Source organism: Pseudoalteromonas luteoviolacea CPMOR-1, assembly GCF_001625685.1.
In the GTDB taxonomy this organism is placed as follows: Bacteria; Pseudomonadota; Gammaproteobacteria; order Enterobacterales; family Alteromonadaceae; genus Pseudoalteromonas; species Pseudoalteromonas luteoviolacea_K.
Genome location: NZ_AUYC01000027.1, coordinates 88,689 through 114,461 on the forward strand (window position 1 = coordinate 88,689; position 25,773 = coordinate 114,461).

Consider the following 25,773-nt stretch of genomic DNA (forward strand, 5'->3'; position numbering starts at 1 on the left):
TAAAGTCGCTATATGCGGCTTTTTCTGCTCTCGTAAACCCCCTTTACACAATATCACTCATCGCTTTCTTTCTATTCCACACAGTTCATTACTTGCACATGACTTTGCTAATTCCACCGTACTTTTGGCACCTTGCTCCGAGTGTGCTCTGTCACCACACTGCTCTTTATACTCTATTGAGTCCTGTATATTGTTATATACATAAGTGACCGTTGAAAAGGCAGCAGACGTTGCGGCCACCAATGCAGGAATATAAATATCACTTGGATAAGATGGCGTCATATTAGATGCTTCATCAGCAAAGACGATAACATCAATATCCGTTTTTTCTCGCACAATATCGCAATGTTCATCTAAATAAGTCGTTTTTTTTGGTGCAAAGACACAACCATTCAACCCCAACGCACTCACTAACATTAGGCTCTGTATATAGTTTTTCAAAACACTCTCACACATTCCAATTGAACATTAAATATAGCAGGCTCGATAAACAAAGTTTGTAACAATGTGTAGACTATTTAACCAACGACTTAGGGGCTGAAGATCTAATAATATATCTAAAAAGGGTTTAAATTGAGCAGGATGGGGCTGATCAAGTTATTCAATTGAAAAAAGTAAATTCAAACAAGCAACATCTAAAGTTGCGATTTAATGCTCGGCACACTAGGTATGCACCGAGCCTCACAATCAACTTTACAGTACGTCTTTGCTACATAAATCCATGTTTGCTTTATCTTTCAGCTTTAAGCAATACATAGAGGTTTCGTTCACTTCAATACCATTAACCATAAAGGTTGAGAACCAGCCAAAAACTAACGCCAAAGCCACGATTGCATACTTTTTATATGGAGGTAATGTTGTCATGTTTAATACCTTACTACTTTCTTGTCGGCCTTCTATTGTGGCCAAATAAATCTTGAAATTAGGTGCCAACGGCTTGTATCCAGCTTGGTAGGCACCTTGTAAAAATTAGCGATATACGCGAACGTTTCTTACTTCACCTTTGAACGGATAAGTGTTCTTTGGTGTAGAGCCAACGCTAAGTGGCACGTCATTTTGCTTTGGTAGCACAATGCTCTTACTACCCATTGACTGACCATCAATGCTCAGAGATAAAACATTACCCTCTAGCTGCATTTCAAGTTTGTGCCATTGACCATCAGCAAAGTTACCTGCGTTGACGCCTTTACCATTGATACGCGCACTGATCACACCGACTTTATTCACTTGAATGTAATACGCATTGTTTGTACCGTAGTTGCCTTTCGATAACATGAAGCCCGCTTTATTCGTGCTGAAATTATCGTATTTAAACTCAAGCTCTATTTTGCTGAATTGATCGATGTCACCAAGCTCAATGCGCTGATCAACGCCGTTAAATGTGTCTTGATATTCACCATACACTTTGCCATCTTGCCCTTGACCTGACAGGTCACACACACTGCCTTTCAATGACCAAGCACCAATTAAATTGTCACCAGTTACTTTTTTTGCACAGCGGCGTTGCTGCAACTGTTGCGCGTATAAACTTTCGATATCAGTGTGACTTTGCACATGTGCTTGTGGTTTATCAGCCAAACTTGTGTCGTATCTTTGCTGGCTCTCAAAACCACTGAATCCAGCACCTTTTAAGCCAACAACATATGGCATGATCACACGACCATATTTGCTGTCGTGGCGCATAAATGCCCACTTATCAATTGACTCGTTTTGTGCTGTGTTTGTGATGTTCCAAAATACTAAATGCTTAAGGTGGTTAGGCTGTGCACCGACAGAGCCGCCCATAAATCCATAATTCCAACCGCCAGTGCTGTTTTCAATTAAATTGCTGTAAGGCATATTGGCATGCAAATTATGGAAGCGCTCAGGCGAGTGCGTTGAACCAGAAATTACGTTACCCGCAGCTTTATGAGAAAAGCCCGCCGCATGCCAGTGCGCAGCTTGATCATCAATGTTTTGTGCCAAAACATGGGTCGATGCGTTAATGTCTAAGCTGATATGGCCAGGGTTACCCGTAAACGCTAAGTCTTTTAGGGTCATCGCAGCACTGTTTACCACAGAAACGCCTTGGTTTAAGTCGATAAACTCCACGTCCTTAAGCCATGCATGCGCAACGCGAGAGAAACGAATCGCACTCCACCCACCATCATGCACACCGCTCTTATGATGTTTGAATGCTTCCTGCCAATTACCTTGAATTGTCAGGTTTTCAACACCGATATTTTGTACCAGACGTGCTTGTTTCAAGCCCCAGTACCCATCGTTTTCAACATCATGATGAATAACCGCAGCGAATGTCACTTCATTACCTTCAATGGCAGTAATTTGATGAAACTCTTGTGAGCGAACCCCTTTTTTGATCATGCCCCACTTACCATCGAACTTATAAGGTGATAATGCTTTGGCAATCGTCTCTGGGCGAGGGTCAAAACGAGACAGTTGTACCCACTGACCGACTTTAAGTAGAGATGTATCACGAACTTGCACAGAGCGTGTAGATTGTCTTGGGTGGCTAGAAGTAATATCAGTAATAAAACGCTCTTTGCTAGGAGAGGTTACCGACTCACGCACACTTTTCACCTTAGGGTCGCGGTTAGCGTAGTTATAACCGATCTCAAATAGATACGGACTTGTCCACATTTTGTTTGGATAAACCAAATCTAAATGCTGGTCCATTTTTAAAATACTCAGCTGGCTCTCACCACGCAATATCATGTTGCCACGTGATATCTTAATAGTTGCGCTTTCACGGCTCTTACGACCTTCAACAGTATCGGACTTATCTATGTCAGCAACATCAGACAAAGTGTTCAAGTCATACGTACCGTTAGGGAAATAAATAACTGCGCCTTTACCCCCCTCATCAATGTGCTTTTCAGCTGCTGCAATGGCATCACGTACCGCCTGCTTGTCAGAGCGGCCTGGGGCGATATCAGCACCGTAACCAGTTACATCAAAAATACGGTAACCCAGTTCATTGACACTCGGGATCGCTTGGTTTGAAAACTGGTAGCCCGCGTATGAAAAGTTAGAGATGATCTGATCATCTGCTATTTGCGTGTTTGGATCTCTCAGATCAGATTGTGTTGATCTAGACTCTAGGTAGCTATGCCAGAAATCGTTTGCATAGCCTTGCATTGGAAGCCAACCTGTCGCAGCGCATAGTGCTACTAGCATTGGTTTATTAGAAAATGTTTTCATATCTATCCTCAAATAACTACATTCAGTAGTGGTATTGAGTAGATCTGGCAGTCACATCCCTCGTGAATATTCACAGTGTCCCTAACTATGAAGCAACCCCGCTATCGTGTGCATTGCATGAATATACAGCGCATTTAGACCGGAAGCTTTGCGTCCTAGGCTTTCACCTAGTTTGCCAGTAACTACAGTGTGTGTAAATTTCAGGAGGAATGTATAGGAAGGTTCCAAATTGGTCAATTATTAATTAGAGCAAAAATCCTAATCCGTTGTACAAACAGGAATTATAAATTATTAAACTTATGTGACAGATAAAATATTCCCTTTTAAAGGTACCTATATCAGTGTATTAAGCACTGCTTTGTGTACAAAACAACGAAGTTTTAGGTCTATCAAAGCGCAAATGCAGATCATTGCAATGAAGTCGTTAGCATAATTATCCACCAATATAGGCGTCTTTTACAAAGCGGGGAATTTCACAGTTATACAGGTGCCTCCTAATTCAGTGCAAACACCCGCAAAGATTTCCCCTCGATAGCGCGCAATAATTTTCGCACTAAACGCTAAACCAATCCCAAATCCAGTACATTGCTGGCGGTTAAGCCTGACAAACGGTTTAAATACTTCAGCGGCTTTGCTCGCATCAATGCCGTTTCCATCGTCACTGATTGCAACCACATACTCATTTTTCTCTTGCCTTATCGTCACCATACAACGGCTATGTCCATACTTCAGCGCATTATCAATGATATTAGAAATAGCCATAGTAAAATAACGTTGATCAACATGAATGAGCGCTTGTTGCGGTGTGATATTCAACTCAACGGCACCATCAAAAGAGAGATCAACCAAGTTAGGGACGGCCGTAACCAGATCAAGCGGCAGGGGGGTAGCCTCATCTAAACTATGCTGCAACCTAGCAAAATCCAACATATGAATTAGTAAGCCTTCCATATCATCTAATTGCTGGTTTACACGCGCTTCGTATTTGGTTCTAAGTGCTTCATCTTGCGTTTCGACAATGGTATCTAGCCCCATACGTATTCGAGCCAATGGCGTCCTTAACTCATGGGATAACCCACCCGCAAGCAGCTTAATATCATCCATAAGTAGGTTAATCTTGTTTGCCATCTGATTAAATGACAACTCAATATCTCGGATATACCAGAGTGTACCGACTTTTAACCTAACCTCTAATTGACCATCACCAAACTTAGCGGCGGTATCGCTTAAATGCATCAACCGGCGAACAAAAGGGGTTAAGAAAAGCACTAAAATGATGACGAGAAGAAAATAAAAAATAAGTGTTAAAGAAAGGCGGTAATCATCTTGCTCAGCCAGCTTGTCATATTGATAAACCAAAATACTCTGATTATTGGTCAGCAGGTGAACTTTCACCTGTTCCTGCGTTTCAAGGTAAACCGGCTCTTGTCTTTGAAGTTGCTGCTGTAATTGAAAAGGCAGGGGATACTCATCCATGGAGTGCAGCCGCAATGAAGCATTACGGTCATCTTGAGTGATCTGTAGAGGCTGTTTTTCCAAAATGGGCAAACTTTCTTTAGCTGCCATCATCTTTAATATTGGCAATGCCAGAGAAAGCTGTTCTGATACATCAGATTGTACAGGCTCTTCTGAGGCATAAAGAACGTCAAATACCTGACCCAATGCTATGCTTGCGATGATCAGTACACTTACAAGCGCAACAACAAATCGCCACATTTAAATAGACTGCCTTCTAAATAAGTCCATTACCAAGTATCCTTAGACAGCTGATAGCCCTTGCCCCAGACAGTGGCTATTTTGTATGGCGCCTCTTTATCACCGAGCTTTTTCCGTAGCCGGGATACGCGCAAATCGATGGTACGATCAAAGCCATCATACTCAAAACCTCGCAGCTCTTGCACTAAATCCTGACGTGTTACTACGCTCCCAGCATGCTTAGCTAGCACCCATAAGACATCAAACTCATTGCTTGATACTTGAATATTTTGACCACCGAGTAGCACTTGACGATTACCCACATCGACTTCAAGGGTACCGATCACTAATTTTTCATCATTAACTTCTTTAGTCACTGTGGCACGCCTCAGCAAGGTCCGCATTCGGGCTTCTAATAATCGGCCTCTTACCGGCTTTGTTAAATAGTCGTCAGCACCCATTTCTAAGCCTAAGATTTCATCAATTTCTTCATCTCTGGCCGTCAACATTAAAATCGGTGTTTGCGTTAATTTCCTAAGCGCTTTGCACACATCTAAGCCATCCATACCAGGTAGCATGCCATCTAAAATAATGAGATCGGGCTTGGTCTTTTGAATCGCTTCAAAGCCAACTAATCCATCGTGATAAACATCAACATGATACTGTTTTGCTCTGAGATAATCCGCTATCCACTGGGCCAACTCGATATCATCTTCTACTAAAGCAACCTTGCACTGACTCATCTACACATCCTTAAAACATTCTCCATCGTACCGCTTTGCTTTTTCTTTTTTTATAAATCCAAGCATACTCAATTGTTTTGGTGAAGATAATTTTTTCACTGTCACTTTTTAGGCTGACGGCTAAATTATCTGTCATCATAATTTCGTTTTGCCATTTTCCATGTGCAACGTTTTGCCAGCAATGCAACTGTTGCTCGTTGGCAAATAAGCAATAGTTACCGACACTGTTCGTTTGCCAGCTCACAGAAACATCAACATAGCATTCTTGTCCCTGCTCCAATGCAACGCATTGCTCAGGCTTAATGATAAACTGTGGCTCGTTAGAGGCTCCGAATGCTAGGGCTGGCGTAAAGAAAAAAACAGCAATATATTTTTTCATTTCGCCTCCTAAAACACGTAGCTCATAGTGACACTTATATGGCGACCAAGCCTGCTACGATTGGAGAGGGTGTTAAGTGCATCTAACGAATAAGGACTATCGTCAATACTGGTAGCGTAATCAGTCAGTCCAATAGCGCCATCAACCACCCAGCGCTTTCCAACTGGCGTCGTAAAGCCCAACTTTAATTTAATGTTCACCCCACCAGAGGCTTGATAAGGATCTACTCTTGCTGATTTGTAAGGCACACCATAGTAATAATTCAGCATAGCGCTGTTACGATATTGAAAGCCGACCGAGCTATAAAAGTGCCAATTTTTGTGTTGCCATGATTTCGCAATCCAAAAAGAGGCGTAAGCCCCTCCGTCATATTCACTATTGTCAGCTTTGGGGGCAAGGATAGTTTGAATTTGATAGCTACCTATAGCACCAGTAACTCGAAGCCCCACATACCCTGTCAAATCCCGCTCATCATATGCATTTGATACATATCCATAGTAGGAAATGTGTGCATGCGCAGCAGAGAAAATGACATCAAACTCCCACTCGCTAGAATTATAAAGGTTATAGCCCATCGCCCATTGCGGCTCAAATTTACTGTCACTCCCAGGCACTTCAACAAAAAGTCCATTTTCAAAGTAATAATTACCGTTGATATTTAAAATTGGCCGAGTAGCAATATTTGTAAGTAATCCCCCGCCATAAGAAGCACCTAAACCTAATGACAGAAACCCGCCTGCTTCGCGCTTATTTGAAAATCCTTCCCAAAAGCTGGCCTCTTCTTCTGCGTAAGCGGCTGGAAAATGAAAAATTGAAGCTGCCAAACATATAGGCATCCACTTTCTTTTAGAGTACATAGCAGTTTCTTATCTTTATTATTAGCTAACTAATGTATTGAATTAATGAAAAAAATAGCGTGTGAGATTATAACAAACTGTATCAATTTGTATCTAAAAGCGAACCACAAAAATAAGATAGGTAATTGGAAAGGGGCTTTACAAAAAGCGCTTTGAACATAAAAGCTCAGAGCACTTTTTGTGTTACAGATTAGTTGGCCTGCTTTTTCAGCCTGCGATAATAATGTAATAGGGGCTCTGTATAACCATTAGGCTGCTGTTTGCCTTCAAAAACAAGCGCCATAGCCGCTTGGTATGCTAGACTATCTGGGTTGGGATGACCACCTTTACACAATGCCGTGTAATTTGAGTCATCACTATTTTGACTATCAACCACACTCGCCATTTTGGCAAACGTTGCCTTGATTTGTGCTGGACTGCAAATTTGATGTTCAAGCCAATTCGCAATGTGCTGACTTGAAATTCGTAATGTTGCTCTGTCCTCCATCAGCCCGACATGCGAAATGTCTGGCACTTTCGAGCAACCAATACCTTGATCAATCCAGCGTACAACATAACCTAATATCCCCTGAATATTATTATCCAATTCAGTCTGTATATCAGAAGCTGAAAGAGCCGTATGGTCTGTCAATAACGGAGGTGCCAATAAATCATCTAAACATTGACTTTGATGGTTAAGCAATGCATTTTGTCGAGCATGAACATCTATCTCATGATAATGAATCGCATGAAGTGTGGCCGCGGTAGGAGAGGGAACCCAAGCGGTATTTGCACCGGCTTCTAGTTGCGCGCCTTTTGTACGCATCATCTGTGCCATTTCGTCTGGTTTAGGCCACATGCCTTTACCTATTTGAGCACGGCCTTTGAACCCACATACTAGACCCACTTCAACGTTTTGGCGTTCATAGGCGGCGATCCAAGGCTGAGCCTTTATCTCTTCTTTTGGTTTAACGGCGCCAGCTAACATTGAAGTGTGAATTTCATCGCCCGTTCTATCTAAAAACCCTGTATTAATAAATACAACACGAGACTTAGCAACCTCAATACAAGCTTTTAAATTAACTGAAGTGCGCCGCTCTTCGTCCATAATCCCCAATTTAATACTGTTTTGAGGTAACTCAAGCATACGTTCAACTAGGTCAAATAATTCGGCAGTAAACGCGACCTCTTCAGGACCATGCATTTTAGGCTTCACTATATTGACGCTGGCCGTTTTACTATTTTTAAATGGGCTCTTTGCATGTAAATCATGAAGCGCAGCTGTCGATGTGACAACAGCATCTAAAATACCTTCAAACACTTCACGGCCTTGAGTATCTAGAACAGCAGGCGTCGTCATCAAGTGGCCAACATTTCGGACAAACATCATCGCCCGTCCACTCAAGATGATGGGTTCACCGGACAGTGAAATATACTCTCTATCGCTATTTAAACATCGCGTTACTTGCTGACCACCTTTATGAAACTGCTCTTCAAGAGAGCCTTTATTCAAGCCAAGCCAGTTTCGATAAACCAAAACTTTATCTTCAGCATCCACCGCTGCCACAGAGTCTTCGCAGTCCATAATTGTGGTCAGCGCCGATTCTAAAATGATATCTTTGATCCCAGCTTTATCCACTTTTCCGATCGGATCCTCATGATCAATACAGATCTCAAAATGTAGACCGTGGTGCTTAAATAAGATCACCGTAGGATTATGCTGTGGTCCCTGATAGCCCACTAACTGAGGCGAGCTTGCAAGCTGCACTTGGCGACTATCATTCAAGGTGACTGTCAATGCGCCATTAACTAAACCGTAGTGCGTACTTTCAATGTGAGATCCGGCAGTTAAAGGCAATATTTTATCGAGCAATTGCCTGCCATAGGCCATCACCTTAAAACCACGTACAGGATTGTATTTGCTACCTTTCTCAGCACCATCTTCTTCGCTTATTAAATCAGTACCATAAAGCGCATCATATAAAGACCCCCACCGAGCGTTTGCGGCATTGAGAGCAAAACGCGCATTATTCACAGGCACAACTAGCTGCGGCGCTGCAACATGAGCAATTTCTGGATCCGACGCTTCAGTCGTTATTTCAAAATCCTGGGGCTGAGGTAACAGGTAACCGATAGACTCTAAAAATGTCCGATATTTTTTTGCATCCCAATTGGGGTTTTGTACATGATAGCTGTCAATTTGGGCTTGCAACTCATCGCGCTTATCAAGCAAAGTACGGTTTTTTGGTGAGAGTATGGCAATAATGTTTGCTAAACCTTGCCAAAAAGCATCGGAGCTCAATGGCAAACCAGTCAACAACTCTTTATTCACAAAGTCATAAAAGTCAGCATCAATGCTCAGCCCAGCATGTGTCACAGTGGCATTCATAGCAGTGTTCCTAGTGCGATTTATTTTGAACGGGTTATTCAAAAATAAAGCAATTTGTACAAAAACAAACCCCTTTATCCATTCACAGTAAATATAACCACAATAACAACTATAAATTTAAAAAATTTTAAAAGCCGTTCTAGTGTTTAATTAAGCCGCAGCGACTCTCACAAAAACGCTTTGGCGCACCAACTTTAAATTTGCGTACAACTCGTTCGAAGGATATTTACCATGAGCAACTATCAGTCTCAAATTGACCGCTTTACTACCCTATGTACAACCAAAGATCATAACTGGCAGTCTATTAACCCTGAATATGCCAGCAGAATGCACTTACAAAACCGCTTTAAGACAGGGCTAGATATTGCCAAGTACACCGCCAAAATAATGCGTGAAGATATGGCACGTTATGATGCTGATCCTGAGCAATACACGCAATCTTTAGGGTGCTGGCACGGTTTTACAGCACAGCAAATGATGATGGCGATCAAAAGGCATCAAAAGACCACAAAGGGGGCTTATGTTTATCTAAGCGGATGGATGGTTGCTGCGCTTCGCTCTGAATTTGGCCCGCTACCGGACCAAAGCATGCATGAAAAAACAGCTGTACCAAAACTAATCGAAGAAATTTATACCTTTTTAAAACAAGCTGATGCACGAGAGTTGGATCACTTGTACAAGGCACTTGATAATGCTCAGTCAAACGGGCAAGACACTGCGCAAATACAATCTCAGATAGATAATTTTGAAACCCATATTGTGCCAATTATTGCTGATATCGATGCTGGATTCGGCAATGAAGAAGCCACGTATTTACTGGCAAAACAAATGATAGAAGCGGGTGCTTGCGCGATTCAAATTGAAAACCAAGTATCGGATGCCAAACAATGTGGCCACCAAGCAGGCAAAGTCACAGTGCCCCATGAAGATTTCTTAGCAAAAATAAATGCTGTCAGATATGCCTTTTTAGAACTGGGTGTAGAGGATGGTATTATTGTCGCGAGAACGGATTCACTGGGTGCAAGTCTGACGCAAAAGATTCCTGTATCTAGGCAGCCGGGTGATATTGCAAGCCAATATACGGCATTTTTGGACACGCAACTTATTGATGATTTGGGTCAGTTAAAAGACGGGGATATGGCCATAAAATTAAATGGTCAGCTGCAAAAGCCAATCAGATTAGACAATGGGTTATACCAGTTTAAAGCCGGCACTGAAAAAGACAGAGTCGTATTAGACTGTGTGACAAGCTTGCAAGCTGGTGCAGATCTACTTTGGATTGAAACCGAAAAGCCCAACGTTGAGCAAATTGCTGAGCTCGTGAACCGCATTAGAGAGCAAGTGCCCAATGCGAAGCTAGTTTATAATAACTCGCCTTCATTCAACTGGACTTTGAAGTTCCGCGAACAAGCTTACGAAACACTCAAAGCGCAGGGTAAAGATCTCTCCGCCTACCCAGACCCAGAAGCTGATCCCAAAGCGCTAATGGCTCCGGAACTCGATTCAACTGAATTGGCAGCAATAGCTGATGAAAAAGTAAAAAGTTTCCAACGAGATGGTGCAAAACAAGCAGGTATATTCCACCACCTGATCACCCTGCCAACATATCACACTGTTGCCCTTAGCACCGACATATTGGCTGAAGGATACTTTGGTGAACTAGGCATGCTCGCTTACGTAAGAGATGTTCAAAGGCAAGAAATTCGTCGTGAACAAGCATCAGTCAAGCACCAAGACTTAGCTGGCTCCAACATCGGTGATACGCACAAAGAATACTTTAGCGGTGACAATGCCCTCAAAGCAGGTGGTGCAGCCAACACCATGAACCAATTTTAACAAGCACAATCCCAACTTGGGCCCATAGGGCCCTTTTTGATTTTATTACCTGTAAAACCACTCAGCACAAGATATCAAGATCAAGCTTTTACCCACTATACTCACTACAGATCAGAAAAATACTAGCCCCATGCATTTTTCATTATCAATGTCGCTACATGTGAGTAATTCCTCTTTTTTAGTCTGCATAATCAACAAAAGTGGGGGATTTGCTGCAATGTTAGCAATAGTAACACGCACCACGCCCCATTTTTTCAATTCAGAGCAATTTTTTACTAACATCCATACTCAAGCAGATCTACTTTTTACTAAGTGTTTTTGTCTATAAATCATATTTTTACTAACCGTAAATATTTCAGGGCACGATTTTACTTACTCCTATGCTGTAAACCCCCTTTACATGATCCATATTTGTCACACATTTGTTGCATAGGATGCGAGCGTCTTGATTTAAAATGAAAAAATATGAAAAAAATATTTGTGCCTTTGCTTCTAACTTGCATAGTATCTTCTAAAACAGCTAGTGCGAGTATAGATATTGAGGAATTAAAGCAACTTGAGAAGCAAGGAAAGTATCAAATCGCGCTCGACTTAATAGAGCCGTGGCGATTAGAAAACCTACCTCAAAAGAAGGCATTAGAAGTACTCTTAATTCAAGCAGAAATTTACCGCAAACAAGGTTTATTTGAAAAAGCGCTATCCACACTCAACCATATTGAGCAAAATCACTACTTAGATACTCAACTAATACGCACGATTAATAATGAAAAAGGAATCAATTACCGCCGCATGTCTCGACTCATTGAGGCGGAAGAACATTATTATAAAGCATTAAAAGCAGCTCAAGAGTTAGAAGATAGAACGCTCATTGGACTAGCTTACAGTAATTTGGGCACCTTGTATGACCACAAAAATCAACTTGCCCAAGCCATGCAATTTCAACTCAAAGCACAAAGCTATTTGAAAGACAGTAGTGATCACGGTATTAAAGCCAGCAACTTCTATAACTTAGGCGATATCTCTGTCAGGCTCGATGATTATGAGCAAGCCGAAATATTTTTCCGCTGGGCACTAGGGGAAGATAAAAAAGACGGCAATATCGTGGCAATTGCAGACAGTGCTCTGCGCCTTTCTCAAGTTTCCTATAAAAAAGATAATCACCAAGTTGCTATCGACAACATATATGAAGCGCTTAAATACTTAAAACAAACCACCGCCAATGAAAGCCTTTCTCGTGCATACCATATGCTGGCAAGCAGTTATATGAAGCTTGGTCAAGGCGATGCAGCACTTATAAATGCACACTTAAGTTTAGACTTTGCCAAAAAAGCACAAAGCCAAATTCAGCTTATTTACGCACATATCAGCGTATCTCAAGTATATCTGCACCTAAAGCAGCCACAAGTCGCCCAAAACTATATCCTTGAATTGGAGAGGTTGGTCAACGCTGAAAGTCATAGTCCTTTGGCCATTCATTATCATGAGGTTGCTGCCGAGCTTGCTGAACAAACCGGTGATATGGAAATGGCATATACTCACATATATCAAGCACTGAGTTCTCACAAAGCAACAAGCGAGAAGTTCAACAATCAAAAAGCTGAGACCTATCGCAACAGCATTGGTAGCCTAGTTCAGCGTCAGCAACTTGAGGTCTCAGAAAAAGAAAAAGCACTGGCACAAAGCGAGTTAAAACATACAAAACTTATGCAAAAGTCTTGGCTAATCGCTGGGATGTCTGCCTTATTTATTTTCTCATTACTAACCTATATATACTTTATAAAACATCGCACAGCGAATTTATCAGCTAAGTTATATCAACAAAACTTAAAACAAAAAGAAAAAATGCTGGCCGATATTTCCCATGAGCTTCGCACCCCTTTGAGTGTATTGAAACTGCATATTGAAGCGCTAGAGCATGGCCTTTTTGAAGATAACAACAAAGCGTATAGTAAAATCAATGAGAAAATATCCCAGCTTAACTCTCTCATCACAGATGTTTATCAGTTATCCCAGGCAGAAAATAATGCCATTGCACTCAATGAGCAAATTCAATGTGTGCAAACCTTGTCGCAAAACTACAGCTACGATATTAAGCGAATGACGGAAAATCACGCTCTATCATTTAGCAGTGAGATCAGTATCCCAGAAGGCGCAACCATTAATATTGATAAACCCAAACTAGATAGGGTCGTCAATAATTTATGTAAAAACACGTGTTTGTATACAGACAGTCCAGGGCGCGTCGTTTTTAAGATGTATCAAGATAAAAGCCATTTAAATATACGGATTGAAGATTCATCACCGACTGTATCTGACGAAGAATTGCCTAAACTTTTCGAACGCCTGTATCGAGTAGAAAGCTCTCGTAGTCGAGCAACAGGAGGGTCTGGCCTTGGCCTATCCATTTGCAAAAGCTTAATAGAATTGATGTCTGGCACAATTGACATCAAACGCAGTCATTTAGGCGGATTAGATATTTCTATTGCTTTACCGCTGAAATAAGACACGACTTACACAAAGCCACTTACATCAATGTCGGTGGCTTTTTCCAATTAAGGGTGTCGAAAAGCAAAGCTAATACAAAAGAATTAAAAAAGGAAGTTTTTTACCCAACTGATCCGAGCTCTTTACTCCTCCATATTGATCCATTTTTTATCCACATTGCATTGTTTTAATAAGCAACATCAACGGGAGGAATTTACTTATGACACAACGTACAATGAAACACAATGAATGGGTCAAAATTGCCGAAAGAAAAAGGCATAAGAACAAAGTTCGATCCAAGAAGAATGTATTACCTTTTTGGTCTTTGCTATTAGCTGGCTTTTTAATACTGGCTTCTGCATGGAACTACTGGGTAGACAATCATTCAAAACCAGTTGTGCATGCTGAAATAAGTAAAGACGCCCAAACACGCATTGACCGTTACTTTTCTAAGCAATACATGATGGGTAGCTGGAAACTTAGCCGAATTAGCTTTAGTGACGGTGAGTTGAATGTGTTTGTTCAAATCCCTACCCCCTTAGCAATGACCAGTAGCGAAATTAAAAGCTATATAAAGCAGTCTCTTTGCCCACACCCTAAGAGTACGGTGTGGAATGATGTTAAAAATAACTCACTATTCATTTATCTGTACTCAGATAAACCAAGAAATGGTGATTATGCGTTGTGTACCAGATAAAGTGTGTAATAAGTCAAAAAGGGCGTTAAGCCCTTTTTTTATGCCTTTTATTTGAGCTCTAGCTTCGCTTTTTCTAACATTTCTTCAGGCAATTCCTTGGTTACTGAAACCCCTAGCTCTTTAAACTCAGAAGCTTGTTTTATCAAATTTCCTTTACCTGAATACAATTGTCCCAGTGCTTTATCATACGTTTCTTGCGCTTTATCTAGCTGTTTACCAACGCTCTCTAAACTGTGTAAAAAGCTATTGAGTTTGTTGTAAAACTTCTCAGCGCGTAGTGCTAACTCTTTACTATGCTTGCTCTGCTCCTCAAAGCGCCAAAGCTGTTTCACAATGTTCAAACTGGTTAATAAGGTTGTCGGGGTCGCCACTAACACCTTATTCTCTAGTGCATATTGATAAATTTCTGGATCATACTTAATTGCTTCAACAAATGCTGATTCAACTGGAATAAACATGATAACGACTTCTGGAGAATTTAGGCCAGGTAATCGCTCATAGGATTTGTCTCCAAGCTCTTTAACTCTCGCTTTAACAGCAATAACATGCTCTTTCAGAGCCTGCTGCGCGGCTATGTCATCCTGAGCGTTAACATATCGAGTATATGCATTAAGAGATGTTTTTGCGTCAATGACTAAATGACGACTCTGGGGTAAATACACAATTACATCTGGACGGTATTTCCCCTCACTCGTCGTGAAACTGACTTCACGTTTATAATCATAACCCGGCCTAAGGCCAGCACTGTCTAAGACATTTTCCAACATCAACTCACCCCAATTACCCTGAGTTTTAGTCTGACCTTGCAACGCTGTCGTCAATTTACTCGCTTGATCTGTCATTGCTTGGTTATTCGCTTGCAAGTGAAGTAGCTCTGTTCTTAACGCGGCACGTTGCTTTAACTCCTCACTATGAATGGCCTCCATTTTATCTCTGAAACCTTTAATCTCTCCCTGTACTGGGTTTAATATCGTTTGCAGCTTTTCTTGACTATGTCGTGCAAATTGTTGGCTTTTTTCCTCAAAGAGTTTACTCGCGACATTTTCAAACTCTTGTTTTAAGGTATTTTTTGCTTGTTCCAATTGCGCTATTTGCGCATCAAATGCCAATTGCTTTTCAGCCAGTTTGGTTTCCATATCTGTTAACTGCAAAGCCAACTGATGGGCTTCGTCTTGGGCTAATTGCGCCTTAGATTGCGCTTGTTGCCATAACCCAGAATATTCTTTTACTTGGGCATGTTTTTCTGCAAGCCTAGCTTGATATTGTTGTGCTTCACCATGAGTTTTTAGCTGTAACTGTTGTGCAGAGGTGAGCTGCGCTTTCAGCTCATCATGTGCTGCTTCTAATGCCTCAATTTTACTTTGCGACAGTGCATGTAAAGCGCGCGTCTGTTGTTTTGATAAATAGGAGAGAATAAAAAAAACTAAACCGGATAACACTGCACCAGAGCCGAAAAGTCCAAGTGCAATTTGCCAAGGCAGCGAGGAAAAACTAGTCCAAAGCATAATATGACTCTAACAATTAAATCTAGTTAAATCATACCTCAGAGTCAGCTTTCAATCACTTAGAAGAGCAATATAACTGAAATAAAATAATGCGCTAACCGACGCTAGCACATATAAAAAGGGAGTCTAGCTATTAATATGTTGTTCGTTAAATCGATATCCAGCACCATATACAGATTCAACGATTTTGGGGGATATTTCGATATTTTTAATTTTCTTACGGATATTTTTAATATGACTATCAATAACCCGATCAGAAATATCAAAGTTATCTGGTTGTATATGGTCTAAAATTTGCTGACGAGAGAACACGCGATTCGGCGCGTTGTATAGCATGGCAAATACGTCAAATTCTACTTTGGTTAAACTCAGAGATTGGCCTTTTAGCGATACTAACAGCTGCGACTCGTTCACTTCAATATCAGGAGCATCGGCTAGCACAGGGGCGCTACAGCGGCGCAAAATTGCTTTGATACGCATCACAAGTTCAGCAGCACTAAACGGCTTACACACGTAATCATCAGCGCCAAATTCAAGCCCTTTAAGTCTATCCGACTCAGAGACCTTAGCTGTCAACATCACGATGGGCACCATGGAAAACTCTCGGATTTGCTTCATACATTCAACACCATCTTGATTTGGCAACATTATGTCCATTAGGATGGCATCTGGGCTGTTGTCTCTTACCCAGCTCACCACTTCTGCACCGTCGGCAATATGCGTTATTTCAAAGCCTGAAGCCTTAAAAAACAGCATAACTTGTTCTGCTATATCAAAATCATCTTCGACGATCAAAATGTGGTTTTTTTCTTCCATTAGTTTCTCTTACTGGCTTTTAACACTCGTAGTTGCCGCTTCACTTGGTTTTTAAGATCTGATGACAATGTATCGTCAAATAACAATGTTGTTAAAATACTCGTCAAATCTTCAGAGCCAGCAACTTCATTAATAAGATCATAGTCGCACAGTGATTGTGGTTCAATAAAGTTTAACTGCGAAATCGTATTTTCATAGCACAACATAATAACCCACCTTTAAGTCCAATTCATTTGGTTTTCGTTTTCCTATGAGTGTATTAAAGTGAAAGAATGTGGATCAAATGTGGAACAAAGCAAGAAATGACGGCCAATACCATTACACAGCATTACACCGCCTTATTAAAAGAAATTAAGGGGTAGAAAAAAGAAAACCAGCTCAATTGAGCTGGTTATTACAAATTTTGCTATGTAATTAATAAGGGGGAAATCAACATGTGCTCACTGCTATGTACTCTCACAGTGCGCATAATAATAGACTGCCCACTTAGTCATTAGTTCAAAATAATTTTAACTTTTTATCAATTCGAGCATTTGTGCTTCATTAAATTGATTAAGGTTAACGCCGGTATCAGCAAATAGGGCGTCCACCAACGCCTGTTTATCCTTTTGCATCTGGTAAACTTTTTGCTCGATAGAGTTGGCAACAATCAACTTATACACAAACACAGGCTTATCTTGACCAATGCGGTACGCTCTATCAGTCGCTTGGTTTTCAACTGCAGGGTTCCACCAGGGGTCGAAATGAATCACCGTATCAGCCTGAGTTAGATTTAACCCCGTGCCGCCAGCTTTCAGAGAGATCAAAAAAACGTCAACCTCACCTTCAGTAAAGCGAGCAATCGCTTTATCTCTGTGCCTAGTTTGCCCAGTGAGCATAGTAAACGGAATTTGTATCTCTTCACACAACTCGGAAATCATATCCAAAACCGTGGTGAATTGACTAAAAATAATAATTTTTCGACCTTCTTTTAACAAGATAGGTAAATGTTCTTTCAACCACTTAAATTTAGTACTTTGTTGATGTGCACCAGTTTTATCCACTAACTCAGGGTGACAACAGATTTGCCTCAATTTAAGCAGTGCATCTAAGAAAGCCAATTTACTACTTTCAACACCTTGCTCTTTAAATAGGTCAATTAAGCTGGTTTCAATTTGTCCCTGTACATGTTGATAAAGTGATGCTTGCTCTGGCATAAACTCAAGCTTTTTAATAAGCTCGGTTTTAGCGGGTAGCTCACGTACCACTTCAGACTTTGTTCTTCGTAAAATAAACGGCGCGATGAGAGACTGAAGCTCTTTGGCTCGCTTACTATCTCGCTCTTTTTCAATCGGGAGTTGGAAGTTTTGTTTAAACTGCTGCTTAGTACCAAGTACATCAGGCATCACAAAATCTAAGAGAGATTTAAGTTCCATTAAATTGTTTTCAACCGGTGTTCCACTCATACACAGTTTAAACTCCGCAGAAAGCTGCTTTACACATTTCGAAATTTGCGCAGTTTCATTTTTAATATATTGGGCTTCATCAAGCACGATGGAATCAAAATGTAATTCTGAATAATGAGCCAAATCACGTTTTAGGAGCGGATAGGTTGTGATAATAAAACGCGCTTGTGCAACTTGATTTAATTGTTTGTCTCGATTGCTGCCATGGACAGTTAGTACAGGTAAATGAGGCGCGAATTTCTTAAATTCATTTTGCCAATTACCCACCAAAGAGGTAGGACATACAATTAACGATGGTTTAGTTACTAACGTATTGTGCTGGGAAATAAAGTACGCGATTACCTGAAGGGTCTTACCAAGGCCCATATCATCCGCCAAAATCCCGCCCAACTGATGACGGTTTAAGAATTTTAGCCAATTCACACCTTGCAGCTGATAATCTCTTAGAGTGAATCGACCTTGTCCATCAGCCAAGGCGGCGGCATTCGAGTTAATGGGTTTATCGAGCTCAGCTAAGTAATCTAAAAGTCGAGCATCATCTGAGACACTTTCTACACAATCTAACTCGAACAGTTTTTTAGCATACGATAAAGGGAACTTAAATTGAGAACTAGATAAGTAGTAACTAAATCTAGATTTAAGTAATAGTAACTCCTCATACACGCCTTTCGAAATCGCATAATATTGCTGAGCTATTTGAACGTACTGGAATGTATTGGCGATAGAATTCACTTCATGACAAGGCGCTTTATCCCAATCAAGTAAGATTTGTCTATCATCAAACATAACTCTACCGATAACATGATGCTTTTTGTCACGTTTAAGTTGTAATGTAACTTTAGGCAATAACACCTTTTTGGCATGTTGTATTTCTTCAACCTGCCACATCTTACCTTGTAAATAAGGTCTTACTTCACAGTTATACCAATGATAAGCCACCTCATCTTCTACGGGCAGCTTAAACCCATCCCCTTGAGCTTCGAAGCCTAAACCGAGCAGCATTTTTTCACATCGATTTAACTGCTTTTCAGTTGAATATTTCTGAGCAGAGTCAAACAACGACAAGGTAAGGTGTGTATATTCCTGTTCATTGACTGATAACTTTGCAACCAATTTATTTTTATCGATTAAATTTTCATAGCCTTGTGGAGGTGGAATGACGTTGTCAGCAAAGATATCCTGAAAACGTTTTATCACTGCTTCAATTTTATCCTTTTGGATAGTCGGCATAGTGTGTAAATGCGCAATTTCTTTAGCACTCAGTTCCGACTCGATTCGCCCAAGCAACATATTTTCGGTGTCAAGATACACTGGCGGATCAGATTTAATTAACAGCCATTGCTCAACTTCAGATAAGTGGCTGACCAACTTGAAGTCATTATTTTCTATTTGCCAAGAAAAATGCAAATGCTGCATATGGCCAAACTGAAGTGGTTTACGACTATTTCCAAAGAAACAACGCTTGGTTGAGGCGAGTTGTTGGAGCGCTGCGAACCCCCACTTACCTGATAATTCAAAATGTCCAGGAGTATTTTGAGAACGTACCCAACTGAACAATCGATAATCACTTTCAAGAATGTCTTTGGGTGGAACATGCGCATTAAGTTGCTTCTCAGTGAGTACTCGCCCTAACGGGTAGTGACCATCCGGCTTATGCGGTGACATTTTTGGGTTTAATAATACTTCATTACCACGTTGCTCTAAGACAAAAAGAAGTACGTTAGATACATCTAAATCTGTTGATTGTTGAAGCGCTGAAAGCTCATTAAACCAATCATTGACTAAGAAAGACTCTCCAAAACCGCCAGAGTGATCAACCTTCAATTTTAATAACACTGCCGCAATGTGACGGCATTTAGGGTTATTAGAACACGAGCACTGTGCTTCTACAGAAGGTGTACCTTTGACTTGCTCAATTTTAATGTGCTGCGTAAAGGTATTGCCATAATTACCTAGAACTTGTGCATCTATTCTAGAAAAGTCTTCACTGTGTTCTAAAAAAGATATCTGGTCATCATTTAGGTACTCTTTAGCCTTCGTTAGCATAGCAGAATTAAAATACTGCTTTAAAAAACGATCTGACAAAGGAAACTGTGACGACTGTTCCTGTTTAATTTCTTCAAATAAAGCTAATAGTTGCTCTTTAGATAACTGCGAGGACATTTCTTAACAAGTAATAAAACGTAAAGGACCAGTATATGAAATTACCGTTTTGAGCTAAAGAGCCAAATGGGACTAAATTATGAAAAATTGACTGGTTGGATGTCAAAAAATATAAAAAAGGCCTAGAAGATCTAGGCCGCAACATACTAATTAAAACTGCTTAACAGTTTTTGCAACTGCTCTAAACGTTTATCTGTCAGTACTTTATCATCAATTTTTACAGTTATTGCGCCTGAATTAAGACTGCGTTGCACTTTGACGTACTTATTTTCAAGTAATGCCTCAGAGCGGCTAGTAGACTCATCATTAAACGTCGTTAAGTATTTTGTAATGGCAATAGCTCGTTTTTCATCACTCATTTCTTCACTAAAAAGTGACTGCTCGGGGAACTGAGCTAACTTTGTATTAAACTGTTCGGGTTGCTCTTTACTGGCGTTTATCAGCTTTTTAGCAACCTCTCGGCCTAAATGGTTTGGCGTAGGGTAAAGCAACACGACATCACGTTTTATGTGTTGGTATGCTTTAATAGCATCAGCAACTGCAGTATGTGAAACGCCCTCTATTGCAGCAATTTCACGATATGAGCCCTTACTACCTACCTCTTGCAGCTTTGCTCGGGTTTGTTCATAAGCTTTACCTAATTCCCATAAACTCGGAGCAATATACTGATCTGAAGAAACGGCTAAGACTTTAGCATCTTCATTGGTAAAGTCTTCTGAAGTCAAAACTACATAGTCTGCTTTGGCTATTAGGCAGGCTTTTCGCCTTCTAGAACCAGATAGAACTTGAAGCTGCCCCTCTTTTTCCCAACAGAGTGCAGGATGCATATTTCGGCCGTCACTTTTAATCGCAGGGAGAATGTCAGCAACTGATTTTTCGTTCAATAAAGATTGCTCTCGTCGATTTTGACCAAATACAGCTGTTTTATGCTCAATTTTTGAAAATGGGATCACTTCACACTTTAATTTGATCATTCTATTTGGATCGCTAGGTGATGGCATTTCCACTACTTCACCTACGTTTGTTTGACCAAGAAGTTCATCCAAGCTGCTATTTTCTACAGGTGTTGCAAAGGGATCTAATCGAGTGTCATTTTTACGTTTTCTAGCCATTGTTTAACCTTGGTTTTTTAATCTAAGCTTGACTGAGTTGAGGCCCAATTTGAACGAATTAGCATTTCTAATTCATCGACGACATCTTTAATATTTTCTTGAGCACGGAGCAAAGATTCCCTGCTTGCTAGTGAGTCAGAAGTTTTTTGATCGAAAATAGTATTGAAAGAAGACGAACTAGCTGTAATTGCAGAACTATGATTAATAGGATAGCTCATAACTTGGCGGCCAAATGCGGTCCTAACATCTTTAACAATGTCACGTTGAGAGTGATTACCTTTAACGTAGTTTGTAACTAAAAACTGCATAAAATCCCAGCCTTCATGACCAAGGGCAGCGACTGTGTGATAAATTTCCCCAAGCCTTTTTAGATATTTGTTATTGGCATCAAAATCAACAGCTTCAGGATGAACAGGAATTAACATAGCTGTAGACGCCATGAGTGCGTTATAGAACATAAAGTTTAGAGAGGGCGCTGTGTCTATTAAGATAATATCGAACTCGTCTTGTACAGGCTCTATGACACGTTCCTTAAGTTTATGATAATGCCTTGTTTGTTCGTAACCACTCGATTCTTTTAATTCAGTTGCAGTTTCGTGCTCAAAATAAAAGTCATCCATACCAGATGGCAAAATTCTAATATTAGGTATATGTGTTTTTTGAAAAGAATCACCAACGAGCTGTGACCATGTTTCACCTTCATCTAACTCAATACAGTCACGCATTAAATCGCCGACCGTGATCGGATCATGATCGTTTGAAGGGAAGAAACTAGAAGATGATCCCTGAGGATCAAGATCAATGATGCCGATCCTATAACGCTTTATATTAGTAGTTGCCAGAGCAGCTGCGAGATTAACTAAAGAAGTAGTTTTACCACAACCACCTTTTAGACTGTTGATCACAATAACTTGAAGTTTGTCGCTGGAATCTCTGTGATCTGCTTTGATCCCGAGAATGTCAGCCATAGCAAAAATGTTACTTAAGGTATATGCATAATGGCCATTAGCGCCTTTTTGAATTTGTAACAGATCAAAGTCACCTTGGTCGTGTCTTCTTTTTAATGTGCGATTATTTACACCTAACAAATCAGCTGCAGCTTTTTGTGTATAAGTGCGGAGTTCTTTATCATCTGATTTCAGATGTGCTCGATAATGTTGTATTCGACCTTCAAGAGATTGTTCTGCAACCTCAGCTGTTGCTTTCAACAATTTATAAGTAGAAAGTGCATTGCTATTGATAGACATACGTATAATCCTTAAGTTTATACATAATATTATAATGTCCACTTATTAAAAGGTAAACTTATAAAATAGAAGACATCTTAAAAAATTGTGATTTCTAAATTTTGATAAGATTAATAAAGAAGTTTAAGTATGTTTAAATATATAGGTATATAAGGTTAAGGGAACACAAAACTTATTTAACTTATTGTTTTATATGGTTTTTTATTTTTTTGTTAGATCAACAAAATACGTAGTAAAGATCAGATCTATTACTACTTGCAGATCAAGATAATACTAACGACAATTAAAGTTTTTATTATAATAACAGCTTATCCACAGGCTTATGAACATAAGTGAGCTGTGAGATCAAAATTATACTAAGCAAAATGAAGTAGTTATCAACAAATCTTAAAAAAATGACAAATATTAGTATATATGGATCTGATCTTTACTACGAATAGATCAGATCTTTACTAAATCAGATTGTTGTTATACACAAGGCTACGTCAAACAAGAGTAAAACCCCCTGTTTTTGAAAATATTTGCACCGAAAAAACACGAAATAACACTTCTCTTAGTAAAAAATTGATCTATGAAACCGCACTAGTAGGTAAAATGTTGATCTAAGAAAAAACTTGAGATCAGATCAGTTTTTTACTAACTTTAATTATTAACTTTTTGCTTTGAATGTGTTGTTATTAGCTGTCGGAAGAATCAGGAAGTAAAAACATGAGCCGCAAGGTAAACATCTCTGTTGACAATTTGCCAGACTCACTACGAGGTCAAATTCATGGCGTTGAGAGTGCAATCGATAACGAAAGTTTAGCCCTCTTTACAGATAACAAAGATGTACGAATTTCAATCGAAAATACCAATCATGGCCTGAGAGCATATTCAAACACTTTTAACCATTATGATTTGTGGGGTAGGTTTGTTCGGTCTGGTTATAAAAAGTTGCCATTAGAAGAAGCGCCTAAAAAAACCATAATTACAAGACGAATATCCGAAAAAGTAGATGGAATTTTATACGATGGTGAAATTAAAATTACACCTGCGGTAGTCAGTAGTAAGAAAGATGGTGAAGAAACAGAATTTTTGGTTTGGCCGTCTGATAGAGAAGAAAAGGTCGAGCGAGCGCTAATTCGTCTTGCTTCTAAAGGAAAGATAGTAAAAATAAATTTTAAGTCCGGTATTCAATATGCCGTTATTTTTTCTATGAATGAATTAGCCCAAGAGCTTAAAGCTGTAGGCCAATCAATGCCTTATCCACAAATTAAAGAGTCATTAGAAGCACTTCAAGGTTCTAAATTGTCTTTTAAGTATCGTGCGACTGATACAAAAAATACAGATGTTGATGATTCTTTTTATGAATCTAATATGAATTTCTTATCTTCATTGCATTTTAGTGGCAAAAAAGGTCAGGGTGGTAACATTAAGTGCGTTGCTTGTCTTAACGCATTTGTTCACAATATGATCGATAACTTAGAGTATAAAGGTTACTACTTCAATAGTGCACAAGAATTGAAGCGTGGATTATCAAGATGGATGATGCTAAGACTATATCATTTGTGGCGATATGCCGCTCCTGGTAAAACTTATCATTTTAGACTGCTTTCTATAATGGAAAAATATGGCTCTATATACTCTACAGACGAAATCACTGATAATAAGCTAAAAGCATTGCGTCGGGATATGACCACTACGATGAAAGACTTAATCGAAAAAGGTGCAATATCTGAATATAATATCTCAAATGTTAAAGATGATGACACTGGTCGTATTGTAGATTATGTGTATGAAATGCATCCATCTACTCAATTTTGTGAAGAAATTTTAGCTTTGAACAAACACAACAAGAGAATTGAAATTCAAGGTGGAAAAAGGCTTGTTGAAACTGCTGAAGTTATTGATGAAGACATTCTAGAAGAAATCGTTAAGAAATAAACTAAAAAGGCTAGTTATGTTAAATTAGCCTTTTTTTAAAATATACTGCGAGATAACTCAATCTTTCAAATTCTCAAGGTATATCCTCTCTATAAGGTAAGAATAATCTTTTTTCCTCACATCAATGTTCTTTGCACTGTAGCTAACAAGAGTTCCTATCTTTGTTTCTTTTTGTGGATTTAATAAGATAAAAGGTAATGCGCCACTAACATGGTAACGATTTTTGGCCGTAAACCGAATATTTACCTCTGGAGTTACCCTTGTTGGTCTTTTTATACGCAATTTACTTTTTTCGCTTAAACTTGATACTCTGATTTTTTCTGACTCTACGATTTGTTGCCAATTCTGCTGGTCAATAACTCTAGGATTGGAATATCCGGATGATTTATGGAGCATTTCGAGTGCTTGTTTTTTTGAAAGTGTTGTTGTTGAGTGTTTTTTCATCCATGTGAATCGAACAGAATAGGGGATTGCGTCTTCAAAGTGTATTTTTCGGTAAGCTGCTAGTGTAATTAAGTTTGGTATTGCATTATGTACTGCTTCGAATCTTGCATCGTTACTCGATATTTTTAGAATGAGTTCTTTTAAGTTATCTTTTGCTTTATTGACTTCTATTAGTCGAGCCTTTAACTTCCCGTCAAAATCATTTACTGAAATAAGTCCTGGATGGCGAGTTAATATTTTACTGCTTTTTTTTTCACCTACAAATAGATCTTTAAAGCCAGTGATACATTTTTCAAAAGCATCCGTTCCAGATAGGGAGCTAACATGAATATTATCTGGAGCTTTTTTTTCATCTTCTTGTGTTACGTCGGGTAATTGAAAGTAGCTACAATTAACAACGTCAGCTATTTTGAGTTCCTCACATAAAAGATTTATTTGGTCATTTAGGTAATCAAAGTTACTTCTTAATTCAAATTTAGATATCATATTAGATATAATATGTATGATGTGTTCCTTATATTATATATAAATATATTCAATTTTTCTAATTTAATTTATAAGCTTGAAATTGTTTGCATGTATAGAACACATCATCCGGAAAAACGATTAAGTTGTCATTATTACTAATGTATTGGTGAGCGGTCTTTTTAGTTTTTCACAAATGAAAATTATTTGAATTAAACAATAAAGTATGATGTGTTCTTTTTAAAATACCAGCTTTTGTATTTATTTCAACTTAATTATAGATTTGAAATAATATGTAGATAAGAATGCAAAATATATCTGAATGCAGTTTTGAATTTGAGTAGAGTATTGAATTTGAGTAAAGAGTATTGATTGAGTAAAGAGTTTGAATTT

19 protein-coding genes and 1 riboswitch are annotated in these 25,773 nt (G+C 39.4%); of the genes, 4 read left to right on the plus strand and 15 right to left on the minus strand.

Annotated elements, in window-relative coordinates; genetic code table 11:
* Positions 1–57 precede the first annotated feature (57 nt).
* From N473_RS11065 to N473_RS11095, 8 genes are all read right to left on the minus strand, one after another.
* On the minus strand, positions 58–441 hold the full coding sequence (locus tag N473_RS11065; protein WP_155735583.1) for a hypothetical protein: 384 nt from the start codon (positions 439–441) through the stop codon (positions 58–60).
* A gap of 252 nt (positions 442–693) precedes the next feature.
* Positions 694–864, minus strand: coding sequence for a hypothetical protein (locus N473_RS26180; protein WP_155735584.1), 171 nt, complete (start codon positions 862–864; stop codon positions 694–696).
* A 105-nt stretch (positions 865–969) separates the two neighbouring features.
* Positions 970–3,201, minus strand: coding sequence for a DUF4955 domain-containing protein (locus N473_RS11070; protein ID WP_063367959.1), 2,232 nt, complete (start codon positions 3,199–3,201; stop codon positions 970–972).
* A gap of 88 nt (positions 3,202–3,289) precedes the next feature.
* Positions 3,290–3,388, minus strand: a riboswitch (cyclic di-GMP riboswitch).
* 269 nt (positions 3,389–3,657) lie between these two features.
* Positions 3,658–4,917 carry a HAMP domain-containing sensor histidine kinase gene (locus N473_RS11075; RefSeq protein WP_063367960.1) on the minus strand — a complete coding sequence of 420 codons (1,260 nt, stop codon included), beginning with the start codon at positions 4,915–4,917 and terminating at the stop codon, positions 3,658–3,660.
* A gap of 29 nt (positions 4,918–4,946) precedes the next feature.
* On the minus strand, positions 4,947–5,639 hold the full coding sequence (locus tag N473_RS11080) for a response regulator transcription factor (RefSeq protein ID WP_063367961.1): 693 nt from the start codon (positions 5,637–5,639) through the stop codon (positions 4,947–4,949).
* Between the two features lie 10 nt (positions 5,640–5,649).
* Positions 5,650–6,018: a DUF3019 domain-containing protein gene (locus N473_RS11085; protein ID WP_063367962.1), complete on the minus strand. Its 369-nt coding sequence runs from the start codon at positions 6,016–6,018 to the stop codon at positions 5,650–5,652.
* 8 nt (positions 6,019–6,026) lie between these two features.
* Positions 6,027–6,875, minus strand: a complete 849-nt coding sequence (locus N473_RS11090; protein WP_081221094.1) for a MipA/OmpV family protein — start codon at positions 6,873–6,875, stop codon at positions 6,027–6,029.
* Positions 6,876–7,065: 190 nt separating this feature from the next.
* Positions 7,066–9,243 carry a malate synthase G gene (locus N473_RS11095; RefSeq protein WP_063367964.1) on the minus strand — a complete coding sequence of 726 codons (2,178 nt, stop codon included), beginning with the start codon at positions 9,241–9,243 and terminating at the stop codon, positions 7,066–7,068.
* A 231-nt stretch (positions 9,244–9,474) separates the two neighbouring features.
* Between N473_RS11095 and N473_RS11100 the strand changes: the two genes are divergently transcribed.
* The 3 genes from N473_RS11100 to N473_RS11110 all read left to right on the plus strand — a co-directional run bounded on the left by N473_RS11100 (position 9,475) and on the right by N473_RS11110 (position 14,260).
* Complete coding sequence (locus N473_RS11100) at positions 9,475–11,079, plus strand: isocitrate lyase (protein WP_063367965.1); 1,605 nt, start codon at positions 9,475–9,477, stop codon at positions 11,077–11,079.
* Between the two features lie 465 nt (positions 11,080–11,544).
* The gene (locus N473_RS11105; RefSeq protein WP_063367966.1) at positions 11,545–13,581 is read left to right on the plus strand and encodes an ATP-binding protein; all 2,037 of its coding nucleotides are present in this window, start codon (positions 11,545–11,547) and stop codon (positions 13,579–13,581) included.
* A 202-nt stretch (positions 13,582–13,783) separates the two neighbouring features.
* On the plus strand, positions 13,784–14,260 hold the full coding sequence (locus N473_RS11110; RefSeq protein ID WP_063367967.1) for a hypothetical protein: 477 nt from the start codon (positions 13,784–13,786) through the stop codon (positions 14,258–14,260).
* Between the two features lie 47 nt (positions 14,261–14,307).
* Here the strand turns inward: N473_RS11110 and rmuC are convergent, their stop codons facing one another.
* The 6 genes from rmuC to N473_RS11140 form a co-directional block, all read right to left on the minus strand.
* Entirely contained in the window at positions 14,308–15,765 is a 1,458-nt protein-coding gene (gene rmuC / locus N473_RS11115; RefSeq protein ID WP_063367968.1) for a DNA recombination protein RmuC, read from the minus strand.
* Between the two features lie 126 nt (positions 15,766–15,891).
* Entirely contained in the window at positions 15,892–16,581 is a 690-nt protein-coding gene (locus N473_RS11120; protein ID WP_039610496.1) for a response regulator, read from the minus strand.
* Complete coding sequence (locus tag N473_RS11125; RefSeq protein ID WP_039610495.1) at positions 16,581–16,787, minus strand: hypothetical protein; 207 nt, start codon at positions 16,785–16,787, stop codon at positions 16,581–16,583. The genes N473_RS11120 and N473_RS11125 overlap by 1 nt, the downstream gene beginning before the upstream one ends.
* A 303-nt stretch (positions 16,788–17,090) precedes the next feature.
* Complete coding sequence (locus N473_RS11130; RefSeq protein WP_063367969.1) at positions 17,091–20,189, minus strand: DEAD/DEAH box helicase; 3,099 nt, start codon at positions 20,187–20,189, stop codon at positions 17,091–17,093.
* Positions 20,190–20,335: 146 nt separating this feature from the next.
* A complete protein-coding gene (locus tag N473_RS11135; protein ID WP_063367970.1) occupies positions 20,336–21,301 on the minus strand; it encodes a ParB N-terminal domain-containing protein in 966 nt (321 codons plus the stop codon).
* 17 nt (positions 21,302–21,318) lie between these two features.
* Positions 21,319–22,548 (minus strand): AAA family ATPase, encoded by a 1,230-nt coding sequence (locus tag N473_RS11140; RefSeq protein WP_063367971.1) that lies wholly within the window; start codon positions 22,546–22,548, stop codon positions 21,319–21,321.
* A gap of 708 nt (positions 22,549–23,256) precedes the next feature.
* Between N473_RS11140 and N473_RS11145 the strand changes: the two genes are divergently transcribed.
* Positions 23,257–24,471, plus strand: a complete 1,215-nt coding sequence (locus tag N473_RS11145; RefSeq protein WP_063367972.1) for a hypothetical protein — start codon at positions 23,257–23,259, stop codon at positions 24,469–24,471.
* A gap of 57 nt (positions 24,472–24,528) precedes the next feature.
* Here the strand turns inward: N473_RS11145 and N473_RS11150 are convergent, their stop codons facing one another.
* Positions 24,529–25,401 carry a DNA replication terminus site-binding protein gene (locus N473_RS11150; RefSeq protein ID WP_196766398.1) on the minus strand — a complete coding sequence of 291 codons (873 nt, stop codon included), beginning with the start codon at positions 25,399–25,401 and terminating at the stop codon, positions 24,529–24,531.
* Positions 25,402–25,773 lie beyond the last annotated feature (372 nt).

Coding starts and splice junctions, on each gene's coding strand:
- N473_RS11095 (WP_063367964.1), bottom strand. CDS start 9,243: ATGAATGCCACTGTGACACATGCTGGGCTGAGCATTGATGCTGACTTT.
- N473_RS11070 (WP_063367959.1), bottom strand. CDS start 3,201: ATGAAAACATTTTCTAATAAACCAATGCTAGTAGCACTATGCGCTGCG.
- N473_RS11130 (WP_063367969.1), bottom strand. CDS start 20,189: ATGTCCTCGCAGTTATCTAAAGAGCAACTATTAGCTTTATTTGAAGAA.
- rmuC (WP_063367968.1), bottom strand. CDS start 15,765: ATGCTTTGGACTAGTTTTTCCTCGCTGCCTTGGCAAATTGCACTTGGA.
- N473_RS11145 (WP_063367972.1), top strand. CDS start 23,257: ATGAGCCGCAAGGTAAACATCTCTGTTGACAATTTGCCAGACTCACTA.
- N473_RS11080 (WP_063367961.1), bottom strand. CDS start 5,639: ATGAGTCAGTGCAAGGTTGCTTTAGTAGAAGATGATATCGAGTTGGCC.
- N473_RS11110 (WP_063367967.1), top strand. CDS start 13,784: ATGACACAACGTACAATGAAACACAATGAATGGGTCAAAATTGCCGAA.
- N473_RS26180 (WP_155735584.1), bottom strand. CDS start 864: ATGACAACATTACCTCCATATAAAAAGTATGCAATCGTGGCTTTGGCG.
- N473_RS11125 (WP_039610495.1), bottom strand. CDS start 16,787: ATGTTGTGCTATGAAAATACGATTTCGCAGTTAAACTTTATTGAACCA.
- N473_RS11120 (WP_039610496.1), bottom strand. CDS start 16,581: ATGGAAGAAAAAAACCACATTTTGATCGTCGAAGATGATTTTGATATA.
- N473_RS11135 (WP_063367970.1), bottom strand. CDS start 21,301: ATGGCTAGAAAACGTAAAAATGACACTCGATTAGATCCCTTTGCAACA.
- N473_RS11150 (WP_196766398.1), bottom strand. CDS start 25,401: ATGATATCTAAATTTGAATTAAGAAGTAACTTTGATTACCTAAATGAC.
- N473_RS11105 (WP_063367966.1), top strand. CDS start 11,545: ATGAAAAAAATATTTGTGCCTTTGCTTCTAACTTGCATAGTATCTTCT.
- N473_RS11090 (WP_081221094.1), bottom strand. CDS start 6,875: ATGTACTCTAAAAGAAAGTGGATGCCTATATGTTTGGCAGCTTCAATT.
- N473_RS11100 (WP_063367965.1), top strand. CDS start 9,475: ATGAGCAACTATCAGTCTCAAATTGACCGCTTTACTACCCTATGTACA.
- N473_RS11075 (WP_063367960.1), bottom strand. CDS start 4,917: ATGTGGCGATTTGTTGTTGCGCTTGTAAGTGTACTGATCATCGCAAGC.
- N473_RS11140 (WP_063367971.1), bottom strand. CDS start 22,548: ATGTCTATCAATAGCAATGCACTTTCTACTTATAAATTGTTGAAAGCA.
- N473_RS11085 (WP_063367962.1), bottom strand. CDS start 6,018: ATGAAAAAATATATTGCTGTTTTTTTCTTTACGCCAGCCCTAGCATTC.